This is a genomic window from Propioniciclava sp. MC1683 (assembly GCF_014164675.1).
GTDB lineage: Bacteria > Actinomycetota > Actinomycetes > Propionibacteriales > Propionibacteriaceae > Propioniciclava.
This window is the reverse complement of the sequence record NZ_JACJFX010000029.1, coordinates 21,017-34,731: the sequence shown is the minus strand read 5'-3', so window position 1 is coordinate 34,731 and position 13,715 is coordinate 21,017. Positions and strand designations below refer to the sequence as shown.

7 protein-coding genes and 1 pseudogene are annotated in these 13,715 nt (G+C 66.7%); all 8 read left to right on the top strand.

The features are described 5' to 3' along the window. The coding region (locus H5397_RS13995; RefSeq protein WP_182818175.1) for a transposase at positions 1–216 on the top strand (216 nt) is incomplete at its 5' end. A gap of 154 nt (positions 217–370) precedes the next feature. Continuing rightward, on the top strand, positions 371–1,396 hold the full coding sequence (gene mobF, locus H5397_RS17735; protein ID WP_220492294.1) for a MobF family relaxase: 1,026 nt from the start codon (positions 371–373) through the stop codon (positions 1,394–1,396). Positions 1,397–1,446: 50 nt separating this feature from the next. Next, positions 1,447–5,868, top strand: coding sequence for an AAA family ATPase (locus H5397_RS13990; RefSeq protein ID WP_220492293.1), 4,422 nt, complete (start codon positions 1,447–1,449; stop codon positions 5,866–5,868). Positions 5,869–6,285: 417 nt separating this feature from the next. Then, positions 6,286–7,434 carry a protein kinase family protein gene (locus tag H5397_RS13985; RefSeq protein ID WP_255438934.1) on the top strand — a complete coding sequence of 383 codons (1,149 nt, stop codon included), beginning with the start codon at positions 6,286–6,288 and terminating at the stop codon, positions 7,432–7,434. Positions 7,435–7,649: 215 nt separating this feature from the next. After that, positions 7,650–11,165 (top strand): DEAD/DEAH box helicase, encoded by a 3,516-nt coding sequence (locus tag H5397_RS18930; RefSeq protein ID WP_182818173.1) that lies wholly within the window; start codon positions 7,650–7,652, stop codon positions 11,163–11,165. A 50-nt stretch (positions 11,166–11,215) separates the two neighbouring features. Beyond that, positions 11,216–11,572 carry a helix-turn-helix domain-containing protein gene (locus tag H5397_RS19200; protein WP_375539456.1) on the top strand — a complete coding sequence of 119 codons (357 nt, stop codon included), beginning with the start codon at positions 11,216–11,218 and terminating at the stop codon, positions 11,570–11,572. 27 nt (positions 11,573–11,599) lie between these two features. Beyond that, a complete protein-coding gene (locus tag H5397_RS13970) occupies positions 11,600–12,871 on the top strand; it encodes an IS256 family transposase (RefSeq protein ID WP_182818176.1) in 1,272 nt (423 codons plus the stop codon). Beyond that, a pseudogene (locus H5397_RS13965) lies at positions 12,832–13,692 on the top strand (IS630 family transposase); the annotation flags it as partial. The gene H5397_RS13970 and the pseudogene H5397_RS13965, both read left to right, overlap by 40 nt. Positions 13,693–13,715 lie beyond the last annotated feature (23 nt).

Below are 13,715 nucleotides of genomic sequence, written 5' to 3'. Positions count from 1 at the left end.
CGTCGCAAGGCCAAGGGCAGCCGCGGCGGTCGCCCACCTGCCTTCGATCCCACCATCTACAAGGGCAGGAACGTGGTGGAACGCTTCTTCAACCGGATCAAGGAGTTCCGCGCCATCGCTACCCGCTACGACAAACTCGCTCGCAACTACCGCGCCGGCCTCGTCCTGGCCAGCACCATCATCTGCCTACGAGACCAGTTACGCGACACGCCCTAGCCCGTGGTCCTCCGAACTGTGCTCCAGCAATGTCCCGATGTCCTCATGTCGCACACACCTAGTGCACCCAGGTCGGGACTGTCCCAGAACTCGTCGGACCAATTTCGCCGGAAGTGTCCCTGGAGAGGCTCAGAAATCACTTCTGGAGGGTGTGATGAGCTTGCACAAGATCACCGCCGGGTCGGGGTATGACTACCTGACCCGGCAGGTCGCCGTGCAGGACTCCACCGAGAAGGGCCACCTCGGACTGGCCTCCTACTACACCGAACGCGGCGAAACCCCCGGCCAGTGGGTGGGCTCCGGCATGGCGGGCATCGATGGTTTGGACGCCGGCGATGTGGTGACCGCCGAGCAGATGCAGAACTTGTTCGGCGCTGGCCTGCACCCGTTGGCGCAGCAGCGGATGGACGCCCTGCAGGGGCCGGGCCTCACGGAGGCCGACTACCTTGCGGTGTCCCGGCTGGGGTCGCCGTTCAAGATCCACGCGAACGACGTGTCGCCGTTCCGGGTTGAGGTCGCCAAACGGCTGGCCGCCTTGAACTTGTTGGAGGGGGCCCCCGCGCGCTCGGCGGTCGCCGCCGACGAGCGCGCCCGGATCCGTACCGAGGTGGGTCGGGAGTTCTTCCAAGCCGAATACGGCCGCGACCCCGTCGACGCGCGTGAGCTCGCCGGCCTGATCGCGAAGCTGTCCCGCCCGCAGACCACGGCGATCGCCGGCTTCGACCTGACCTTCTCGCCGGTCAAGAGCGTGTCGACCCTGTGGGCGCTCGCCGACCCCCACACGGCGGCGATCATCGAACGCGCCCACCACGCCGCCGTCGCTGACGCCCTGAAGCTGATCGAGGACCACGCCCTGTTCACCCGGACCGGCGCGAAGGGTGTCCGGCAGGTCAACGTCCGCGGGCTGGTCGCCGCAGCGTTCACCCACCGTGATTCCCGCGCCGGTGACCCCGATCTGCACACCCATGTGGCGGTAGCGAACAAGGTGCAGACGTTGGATGGGCGCTGGCTGTCGATCGACGGCCGGGTGTTGTTCAAGGCGAAGGTGACCGCCTCCGAGACCTACAACACCGCCCTGGAACGGCATCTGGCGGACGCGTTGGGCGTCCAGTTCGTCAACCGGACCACCAGTGCTGGACGCCGGCCCGTTCGGGAGATCGACGGCGTCGACCCGGCCTGAACCAGCGCTGGTCAGCCCGCCGGCGCTCCATCGAGCAGCGACAAGCGGAGTTGGCCACCGACTTCCAGGCCGCGCACGGGCGTCCGCCGACCGCGATCGAGACCCTAGCGCTGGCGCAGCAGGCCAACCTCGAGACCAGGCAGGACAAGCACGAACCCCGCACGCTCGCCGAGCAACGCGCCAGCTGGCGCAGCCAGGCGGAGCAGATCCTCGGTGGCCCGGACGGCGTCCGCCGGATGATCCACACCGCCCTCCACCCCACCCGCGCACCCGGCCCCGCTCTGGACGACGCGTGGTACGCGAGCACGGCGGCGTCCATCGTCGCGACGGTGGAGGGGTCGCGGGCGACGTGGCAGTCCTGGCATGTGCGCGCCGAAGCGCAACGTCGCGCGCGGACGGCGAACGTCCCCGGCAGCCTGCTGGAGGCGACTGTGGACCGTCTCGTCGCCGTGTCGCTCGCCCAGCATTCGGTGCGGTTGGCGGTGCCGGACGACGGCGTCCGCGAACCCGCAACTCTGCAGCGGGTGGATGGGCAGTCGGTGTACACGGTCGCGGGCGCGGAGTTGTTCACGTCGCCGCGGATCCTGGCCGCCGAGCAACGCCTGGTGGCTGCCGCCGCCCGGCGCGATGGGATGGTCGTGGACGAGGCCACAATTGCCGTCGCCCTCCTGGAGAGCACCGCGAACGGGGTCGAGTTGAACGCCGGGCAGGTCGCCCTCGTCCGGGCGATGGCCGGCTCCGGCGCCCGGGTCCAGGTCGCGATCGCACCGGCGGGGTCGGGGAAGACCACCGCGATGCGGGCCCTCGCGACGGCGTGGACCGAAGCCGGCGGCACCGTGTTGGGCCTCGCACCGTCCGCAGCGGCAGCGGCCGCGCTCGGGGCGCAGATCGACACGCACACCGACACGCTCGCCAAACTCACCTGGTCCATCGACCACCATGACCTGCCCGACTGGGCTGCCCAGATCGGCCCCCAAACCTTGGTGGTGATCGACGAGGCCGGCATGGCCGACACCCTCTCCCTGGATGCGGCGGTGGGCCACATCCTGGCTCGTGGGGGCAGCGTCCGCCTGGTCGGCGACGACCAACAGCTGGCCGCGATCGGCGCCGGCGGCGTCCTACGGGACATCGCCACCCACCATGGTGCCGCCCGGCTGAACGAACTCGTCCGCTTCGCCGACCCCGCCGAAGGCGGCGCCTCGCTCGCCCTGCGTGACGGCCAGACTGAGGCGCTCGGCTTCTACCTCGACCGCGGCCGGGTCCATGTCGGTGATCTGGCCACCATCACCAACCAGGTGTTCGACGCCTGGCAGACCGACCGGCAGCAGGGTTTGGACACGATCATGCTCGCCCCCACCCGCGATCTCGTCGCCGAACTCAACACCCGCGCCCGCACCCACCGCCTCACCGGCGAACTCGTCAAGCGTGAGGTGGAGCTCGCCGACGGGCTGTCCGCGTCGGTCGGCGACACGATCATCACCCGCACCAACGACCGCCGCCTCCGCGTCAGCCCGACCGACTGGGTGAAGAACGGCGACCGCTGGACCATCACCGCCATCACACCCAACGGCAGCGTCCGCGCCCTCCACACCCGCAGCCACCTCAGCGTGATGCTGCCTGCCGACTATGTGGCCGCGTCGGTGGAACTCGGCTACGCGTCCACCGTGCACACCGCCCAAGGCGTGTCCGTCGACACGATGCACGGCGTGGCCACCGGCACCGAAGGCCGCCAACAGCTGTACACGATGCTCACCCGCGGCCGGCACGCCAACCACGTCTACCTCCAGGTCGTCGGCGACGGCGACCCCCACACGCTGATCCACCCCGACACAGTCCGGCCGCCGACCGCCACCGACATCCTCGAACAGATCCTCGCCCGCGACACCGCCCCCTTCTCCGCCACATCGCTGCAACAGCAACTCGAAGACCCGCGGCTCCGGCTCGGACAAGCCGTCGCCCGGTACGCCGACGCCCTCACTGTGGCCGCCGAAGACCTCGCCGGTGACCTCGCCGTCCGCGCCCTGGAACGCCAGGTCGACCAGATCCTGCCCGGCGTCCCGTGGTGCGACGCCTGGCCAGCACTCCGCGCCCACCTGCTGCTGATCGCCGCCGACGGCGACGACCCCCTCACCGAACTCCGCACCGTCGCCGCCAGAACTGACCTCACCGGCGCCACCGATCCCGCGGCCGTCCTCGGCTGGCGCCTCGACCCAACCGGACTCCGCAACACCACCCCAGGCCCCCTGCCGTGGCTGCCCAGCGTCCCCAGCCGGCTCCGCGAACACCCCGAATGGGGCACCTACCTCGGAGCGCGGGCCCGCCTGGTCGCCGACCTTGCCGACACCGTCCACCAGCAAGCGCTCACCCCCCAGAACCGGACACCGGCGTGGCTGGCGTCCTGCCTCGGGCAGCCGACCGGGCAGACGATCGCCGACCTCACCGTGTGGCGGGCCGCCATGGACGTGCCGGACACCGACCTCCGACCCACCGGCGAACGGCAGTTCCCCACCGCAGCCGCCCGCTGGCAACGCCACCTCGACCACCGGCTCACCGGCGACCACCAGCCCGCCATGGCGGAATGGGGACCCCTCCTCCACCAGCTGGCCCCCCACACCACCGGCGATGCTTTCACCCCCATGCTCGCCAGCCGCCTCGCGCAACTCTCGGCGTCCGGCCTGGACGCCCGCCGTCTGCTGCTCACCGCGGCGAGCGAAGGGAACCTGCCCGACGACCACCCGGCCGCAGCCCTGTGGTGGCGGATCGCCCGCCACCTCACCCCCGCCGTCACCGGCGCCCTCGACACCGACCAACCCCTCACCCCCGCGTGGACCGGATCCCTCGCCGACACCGTGGGCGCTCACCGGGCCGCCGGACTCCAAGCCAGCCGCTGGTGGCCCGCCCTCGTCACCGCCGTCGACCACGGCATCCGCCAAGGCTGGATGCCCGGCGACCTGCTCACCAGCACCCCGGCCGGGCACGGTCAGGTCGACGCGTGCCTTGCTCTGGTGTGGCGAATCTCGATGCTCACCCACCCGCCCACAGCCGCGGACGGCTCGGACGAAGGCGTGCCGGACCCCGACGGCGAACCCCCCGCCGACCTGTGGGACGGCTACCAGCCCACCAACCCGATCCTCATCGGCGACCCGCACGAACTCGCCGCCACCGTGGCCGTCGACCCGATCGAGCCTGTCGCGTCCGTCACCGATGCTGACGATGAGGGCCCGAGCCTGGCGTGGGAGGCGATGATCCGGGAGTCCCTCGGCGTACCCGAACCCACCAGCCACGACCTCGAGAAGATGCTCGCCCGCGCGGACGCGTGGCGCGACAGCCCCCACACCCCCGAACGCCTCGCCGAGGTGAATCGGCTCACCGCCGACTACTACCAGGCCTGCTACCCCGACTCGTGGGCCCAGCCCTACCTCGCGGAACGGTTCGGCGTCGACCTCACCGGCCACCCCGACCTGCAACCCGGCTACGCCCCCGCCGGCTGGACCACCCTCGTCACCCACCTCCGTCGCCAAGGGATTTCGGACGCCGAAATGCTCGCCTCCGGGGTCGCTACCACCGCCTCCACCGGCCGACTCATCGACCGCTTCCGCGACCGGGCGGTCTTCCCGATCCGCCACGACGGCATCGTTCTCGGGTTCGTCGGACGCCGCCACCCCCAACGCACCGACGACGACCACGCCGGCCCCAAGTACCTCAACACCGGCGAAACGTTGCTGTTCCACAAGGGCGACCAACTCTTCACGACCGGGTCGCTTCCCCCCGACGTGACCCCCGTCATCGTCGAAGGCCCGATGGACGCAATCGCCGTCACCCTCGCCACCGGCGGCACCTACGTCGGCGTCGCACCCCTCGGCACCTCCCTCACCGACGACCAAGCCGCCCAACTACGCCAGCACGGGCACCGGGCGCCGATCGTCGCCACCGACGGAGACCTCGCCGGCCGTGTTGCCGCCGAACGGGACTACTGGATCCTCACCCCCTACGGCCACCACCCCCGCCACGCGGAACTCCCCGACGGCACCGACCCCGCCGACCTCGTGGCCACCGGCCGCGCAGACGTCCTCGCCGACGCGCTCAACAGCGCGAGGCCGCTCGCCGACCACCTCGTCGACGAACGCTTCGCCCACCTCCCCCCGCACGAGGCCGCGGTCGAAGCACTCCGCGTCATCGCCGCGAGTCAGCCCGCGCGCTGGGAGACCGGCACCCAGGACGTCGCCGAACGCCTCGGCCTGCCCGCCAGCCTGCTCCGTACCGCCCTCCACGACCTGGTGAACGCTTGGAACCGCGACCCCCGACGAACCGCTCAACACGCGCTCCGCGACGCCAACCAAGTGAAGACGCGGCTCGCGTATGCCGAGACAGCCGGCGTTCACGAGACCATCACCACCCGCCCCAATCGCGCCCTGACCCATCCCGACAACCTCCTACCGACACCTGCCCCCGCTCGTGGTGTCGACCGGTAGAGGCCTCGTAGTGGCGCCGCCGGCATGGACCGGGGTTCCGCGATGGACAGCGACGCTGAAAGCGGGCACTCGCAAGGAGAGCCAAGAAACACCCGAACATGGCAACGACACGTCGTCACCACAAGTGCTGCCAACGAACTGACAGGCAGAAGCGGACGTGGCTGATTCGGTTCTCGCGACCGCCGTTCCGGATAGGTTCACCCAAGTACCGTCGTGAGCGAGACAACGGTACCTCCACCGATCAGGCCATGGTAGTAATGCTCGGGAGGAGCAGCCCGCGATCGTCCCAAAGCGGTCTTGGCGTGCCCGTGCCGATTCTGACCCGAATCGATGAAGAGAAGCGCGGTCCGATGTGTGTGTTGGTATGAAGCCGTCAGACGAGAGTGAGGGGAGTGGATGGGAAATCCGATGGACTATATGTTGGCCGATCTCCGAGAAAAGTACGAGGGGTCACCCTCTTCCAGAGCCTTTGATCGCCTCTACGAGGATTCCGAGTGGGGTCACATGTTCGCAGTCCTCCACAAGCGGCTGAACGAGCACTTTACCGACATCAACGGCAGAGCTGAGACCACGCACCATTACTGGGCCGAAAACAGCAGGGACCTCCTATCCCTGATCAAAGATGTCGAAGCCGATCTGCACACTCTGAGGCGGGCAGGCGTGGAGGTCGAGTTGGCCGACTCCTACCAGAACGCGCTAGATAGCTGTCGACCGTGGCTTTCGCCGAGCGGCGGCAGTGCGGTACCGGAGGAATTCGGGCCCATCGAGGTCATCGTATACGAGCCGGTGTTCACCCACGCCGCCAACCGCGTGAAGCTACAGAAGCGTCAAGAGACGATTGAGCTGAAGATGGAGGGCAGCGGGTCCTACGCGAACGTCTATTCCTACGTCGACCCCGACTACGGCATCAAGTTTGCCATCAAGCGGGCCAAGAAGAACCTGGACGAGCGAGATCTCGGACGCTTCAAGCAGGAATTTGAGGTGCTCAGCAAGCTCAGCTTCCCCTACGTGGTGGAGGTCTACCGCTACAGCGAGGCCCGTAATGAGTACCGCATGGAGTACTGCGACACCACTCTGCGGGAGTACATCGCCAAGAAGAATGCCACAATCTCCTTCGCGGCGCGGAAGCGCATCGCCCTCCAATTCCTCTACGGCATCAACTACCTGCACTGCCAGGATCTGCTCCACCGAGACATCAGCCTGCAGAATATCCTGCTAAAGGTCTTCGGGTCTGGCGCGGTACTTGTCAAACTGTCGGACTTCGGGCTTGTGAAGGACAAGACGAGCGAGTTCACGCGTACCCAGACAGAGATGAAGGGCACGGTCCGTGACCCCATGCTCGGCAGCTTCAGGGACTACACGGTCGTGAACGAGATGTACGCGATCGGTCACGTCCTCGCCTACATCTTCACGGGCCGCGAGTCACTTCCGCCGGCCATCGACGAGGTGGGAAGCATCATTCACAGGTGCGTCGCTAATGACCTCGATCAGCGCTACCAAGCTGTCACTGAGCTAATCGCTGAAGTGGAGAGGCTGGAAGCTCCGCCTATCCAGACGACAGCGTAGGACCGGTCAGGAAGTGGCGAGGCAGCCTCCGCCGAAGCGCACTTGCCCAATCCACCACAGAGGCGACGTTCTGCGCGTGACATCCCGTTGACGGGCGCGCGCCGCTAGGTTCCCGTAGGTTTGGAGTCCCCGGTGTGGGCTGATGCCGCAGGTTGCACCATAACAGCGAGTCAGCGAGTCAGGAGAAACATGCCCGAACCCATACGGTCAACCAGGTGTCCAAGGACCAACTCGCTGCTATGACGACTGAGTTCGGTGCCAAGCTCCGCCTGACGGCTCCTCCCGAGAGTGCATGCGACGGGCAGCTCACCGTCTACCGGTGGGCATTCAGTATCTCTTCCTCCGACATTCCTGCCCTTGCCGTTGCTGTCGGCCGCGCCTACGTCACAGACGCCATGCGTCTGGCATACCCCGCTGCCAGAGTCAGCGACAAGATTCCCCCGGAGGAGGGCACCACTCGCACGGGAGACTTCGGCGAGATGATTGCTCAAGGCATCTACAGCACCCGCATGGGACGGATCGTTCCATTCAGCAAGCTCCAGTTGGCCAAGCCTGTGGCGGCGGCCACAGTGCAGGGGCCAGACAGCATGTGTTTGACCATCACGCAAGGCGAGGACGTTGAACCTGTCATCGTCGAGGCCAAGTGGCGTAAAGTCGGAACGCCCTCGGCGGTACTCGGCCCCATCGAGTCGAGCATCAATGGATTGACCGAGCAGTATTGCATGGAGGCATGGGCGGCAGGCGTCCAGCTTATGCACGCCCACCCCGACTACGAGCGACATTTCGCCTTCACCGCGGCACAGCACTTGGGGCGGCTCATCGACCCTATAGCGCCCCTACCGCCGCACCTGCGGCACGCAGTCGCGGTGGTCCCTGAGGACCGGACGCCAACGGTGAAGATCGAGGCGCGCTGGTCGAGCACACCCCCCGTCTCGGAACTCCATATCGTCACCGTCAGGGACTACGAAACGACCGTCAATGGCATCTTCGAAGCCGCGGCGAAGCTCAGCTACGCCAATCTAACCGGGGGTGCCGCCACGTACTTCACTTCGGGTGCCCGGCCAGGCATCTCAGGTCTTCTCAGCCCCGAAATGGCCTCCCGCGTCGCCAGTACCTCGGGGATCACCCCGCTCCACACGATCCTTGAGTCGAGCCTGTGGTACCTCGCTGACGAGGACGGCCTTGGACTAGCGCGCGCAAGGATGGCGGCAACCGAGCCGGACCCCGATGTTCGAGGTCTCGCGCAACTTCTGACCGGCGCGCTCGGAAGCGCGCGAGGAACCCTCGACGGTCGCCCGCTCGCAGACTTCGCCATAGCCGCCGGTAGAGTATTGGACCTGCAGGAACCTCCGCAGCGCGTGCGAGAGGTCCTCGAGGCAACCACCACGATCGACGAGGGCCTGCTCAGAGCGGCCCAGCACGTGGCGGCCGCACTAGTTCACCGCCTTGACCGTCACCCGCTGACCATGACCACGGCCAGGGGGGCCACGGGTGCGGCGGTGAGGCATGTGGTCGATCGAATGCGCCAGATCGGCCGCCATGCCCTTTGGCCGTCCCAAGCCGACGCAGTGCGTGGTGGACTATTGGACCCAGCACAGCGTTCCATCGCCATCAAGATGCCCACAAGCGCCGGCAAGACCACCCTGATGGAGTTGGTGACCGCGGACACGATCGACCGCCACCCTGACGGAGTCATCGCCGTGCTCGCGCCGACACGCGCCCTCGTCGGCCAGCTTTACCGTGACCTGCGTGACGGACTGCCCGACGACGTCTTCGTTCGTTCTTCGCAAGGGGGACTCGACTACGACACCGAGCTGCCCTCGACCGGAACGGTCCTAGATGGTCCGGGGGTGACGGTAACGACGCCGGAACGCTTGGATCTGGACTGGCGACGAGCGATGACCGGTGATGGGGGCATTGCACTCGACGACATCAAGTTGCTCATCGTCGATGAGGCACAACATGTGGACAGCGGTTTCCGCGGTGCCACTCTGGAGCTCTTGATCGCCAAGGCCCTGCGGCGCGGCATCCGCGTGGTCCTGCTGGCGAGCCAGTTCTCCGACGTCAAAGCCATAGCGGATTGGGTGAACGGCGAGGCTTTGGAGTCGGACTGGCGGCCCGCTTGGCTTGAGAGGAGTGTGTATATTCGCGGCCCCTTGGGGTCCGAGCCATCGCGCGCACGCATGGCGTACCTGTGGCCTGAAGGAGCCGACCCCACGCCGGTTTTCCAGCTCAAGCCGAGTGAGAAGTCCAAGGAGGATGGGTGGGTTCGCCATACACGGCACGAGACTGCCGGTCTCGTGGACAAGTACGCGTCGGATGGGCTGGTGGTGGTCTTCACCGAGAACAAGTCCTACGCACAGGGCCTTCTAGACACGATCTCGACTACGACGGTCCAGCACGGTCCACCGCCCGCGGCGCTCGCCGAACTTGCTGACTCCATCGAGCAGATGCACCCAGCCGAGGCAGCTGCCCTCAGGAGCGGCTTCGGCCTCCATCACGCTGATGTCCACAGGAACGTCCGGCAGGCCATTGAGTCCGCGGCACGGCGACACGGTGGTCTGTTGAGATGCATCGTCTGCACCCCTACTCTCCTGGAGGGGATCGACTTCCCCGCCCGCACGGTCATCGCGGCCTATCCTCCGCACACCCCGGAACGGGTCCCCGATATCGCCCGTCTGCGCAACCTCGAGGGACGTGCGGGCCGGGCCGGCAAGTTCACCAGCGGACGCCTAATCGTCATGACGAGAGACCACGACCAAGCTCGAAAGTGGCGGCGAGCGATGCGTCAGGCCCTGCCGCCGACAGAAACCGCCCTCACGAAGGCGCTTAAAGAACTTCAACGGCGGGTGCCCGAGCAGATGCTTCCCACCAACAAGGACATCATCGACGCCATCTCCATTGAGGCCTTGGCAGAATCAGCGGCAGTCGATGGAGAACTCAGGAGATCCCTTGAGGATGCGCTCCAGCAAACCTTCTGGTTCAGCACATCCTCTCCACAAGTTGATCACGCCGCAACGCTGACAAGGGGCGCCACCTACGCAGCGCACGTTGGCCAGCGACTGCCGGATGCGGCCCTCCGAGCGGCTGTTTACCGCTCAGGTCTGAAGTTGAAAGGATGCCTCGCGCTGCGTGACGTCATCGCCCAACATCTGGACGCCATCGTACGAACCCTCTGTGCAATCCCGCCCGATCCGAGCTTCAACCAGCGACTGCTGCTCTGGCTTGTAGAGGCTTGCATAGCGACCCTCGAGGAACTTCAAGACCTTCGAGACGTGAACCCCCGGTCACTGGGCGAGGCCTTGGCGGAATGGATTGCGGGCACTAGCGAAGTCGAGATACAACAACATCACCCCGACGCTTGGAGAGCAGTGAAACCCAAGCACCTCGAGACCCTCCTGGTTTGGGCGCTAACAGGGTCGTTCGAGATCATCGCAGCACTCGCCGATGACCTCGACCTTCGTGAGGCGGCCCATGCCCGCCTCGCTCCGAGCCGACTTCGATACGGCATCTTCGATGCCGCCCTCTGCCCGCTCGTTCGCAACGGTGCCGACCGAGTTCAGGTAGCGCGCATCGCCAACGACTATCTCATGGAGCAACCGCGCCCCTTCGCGGGGATCTTGCCAATCGAAATGGTGGTTGCTATGCGCATCGCTGAAGAAGAGGCCGCCGCTGCTGCGGATACGGGATCCGTAAGCCCTAGCAGTACAGTGAACGAACCCGAGTTCTAGTGGAGCGTGTCGTTAGTTCATGAACGGTTGGGTTCTTGGGGTGATGAGGCATGGCGAATTGTCCTGCCCCGGCATGGGCGTTGCGTGAGGCTGATCGAGAAGAACTGGCTCGGATCACGCGCTCGACGAGTGTGCGAGCGGGGTTGGCTCAACGGGCCCGGATCGTGCTGGCTGCTGCGGACGGGGAGGCCAATGAGCGGATCGCCGCCCGGGTCGGGGTGTCGAAGGTGACCGTCTTGCAGTGGCGCAACCGGTACGCCGAGCACGGCCTGAAGGGCCTGGATGACCTGGAGCGCAGTGGCCGGCCGCGGGTCGTCGACCACCGCAAGATCGTCGCTTCCACGCTGGGGACTGTCAGAGAAACGGTGGGTGGCGGTCTGGCCCGACACGCCGGGGAGGCCCGGTGAGGAAGGCAGGGTGTCGTGAGCGACACGATGACAGCTGTGACGAATCCAAGGAAGGTGGCCCCGGATTCGGTGGCCGCGCAGTTGATCGAGCAGGCCCGTGCTGAGGGGGTGAGTCTGGTCGGCCCGGGCAGCCCGCTGGCAGCGTTGACCAAGCAGGTGCTGGAGTCCGCGTTGGAGGTCGAGCTGGACGAGCACCTGGGCTACGAGCACGGTGATCGGGCGGGGAAGGCCGACAGCGAGGGCCGCAACGAACGCAATGGCACCCGGGGCAAGACGGTGCACACCGAGCTGGGCCCGGTCACCCTGGAGGTGCCCCGGGACCGCGACGGGACGTTCGAGCCGGTGGTGGTCCGCAAACGACAACGCCGGCTCAACGGGGTCGATGAGATGGTGCTGTCACTGTCGGCGAAGGGGTTGACGACTGGGGAGATCGCCGACCACTTCGCGCAGGTGTATGGGCAGTCGATGAGCAAGGACACCATCAGCCGGATCACCGACAAGGTGATCGCCGAGATGGTCGAGTGGCAGAACCGGCCCCTCGACCCGGTGTATCCGGTGGTGTTCATCGACGCCATCCACGTCAAGGTCCGCGACGGACAGGTCACCAACAAGGCGTTCTACGTAGCCATTGGTGTGACAACCAACGGCGAGCGGGACATTTTGGGGATCTGGGCCGGGAACGGCGGCGAGGGCGCTAAGCACTGGCTGGCTGTCCTGACCGAGCTGAAGAACCGGGGTGTCGCCGATGTGCTCATGCTGGTCTGCGACGGTCTGAAGGGCCTGCCGGAGGCGGTCAACACCGTGTGGGACAAGACGGTGGTGCAGACGTGCGTGATCCATCTGCTGCGGAACACGTTCAAGTACGCCGCCCGGCAGAACTGGGACGCGATCGTCCGTGACATCAAGCCCGTCTACACCGCCCCAACCGCCGCCGCTGCCGAGGCCCGGTTCGCCGAGTTCGCCGACACCTGGGGGTCGAAGTACCCGGCGGCGATCGGGCTGTGGCGCTCAGCCTGGGAGGAGTTCATCCCCTTCCTCGCCTACGACGTCGAGATCCGCCGCGTCATCTGCACCACGAACGCGATCGAGTCGCTGAACGCCCGTTTCCGGCGGGCTGTGCGGGCCCGTGGTCACTTCCCGACCGATCAGGCCGCGCTGAAGTGTCTGTACCTCGTGGCGCGTTCCCTTGACCCGACCGGCACCGCCAAGAAACGATGGATGAACCGGTGGAAGCCGGCACTGAACGCGTTCGCCATCACCTTCCCGGGTCGCCTCGACCCGGCAGGGAACAACCAGTAAACGCCAGCTGCCGCCCACCGTTAATCGGACAGTCCCCCACGCTGAAGCCGCCGCCGAAGAAGTACGGGGTGACGCACTGGTCGTCCCGACTGCTCGGGCAGCATTTGGGGATCGGGAACGCCACGGTGGCGTCTGCGTGGCGGGAGTACGGGGTGCAACCGTGGCGCTCGGAGACGTTCAAGTTCTCCACCGACCCCGAACTCGTCGCGAAGGTCACCGATGTGGTCGGGCTGTACCTGGCGCCACCGGAGGACGCGATCGTGCTCTGTGTCGATGAGAAGTCGCAGATCCAGGCGTTGGACCGGACCCAGAAGATGCTCCCCAGGCAGCCCGGGCAACCCGAACGGCGCACCCACGACTATCGCCGGCACGGCACCACCACCTTGTTCGCCGCCCTGGAGATCGCGACCGGGAAGGTGACCGGCGCCTGCAAGCCCCGGCACCGGCACCAGGAGTTCCTGGCGTTCCTCAAGCAGGTCGCCCGCGCCTACCCCGAGGGCGAGTTGAACCTGGTGATGGACAACTACGCCGCCCACAAACGCGTCGAGGTCCGCGACTGGCTCGCCGCGAACCCGCGCATCCAGGTGCACTTCACGCCGACATCCGGATCGTGGCTGAACCTGGTCGAAGTCTGGTTCGGGATCATCGAACGCCAAGCCATCCACCGCGGCACCTTCGGCTCCGTCAAAGACCTCAACGCCAAGATCCGCGCCTTCGTCACCGGCTGGAACGACCGCTGCCACCCCTTCGTGTGGACCAAGACCGCCGACGACATCCTCAAGAAAGCCAACCGTCAGACAACTTCAAACACGGGCCACTAGCTAGCGCCTCGGCCGAACGGCTC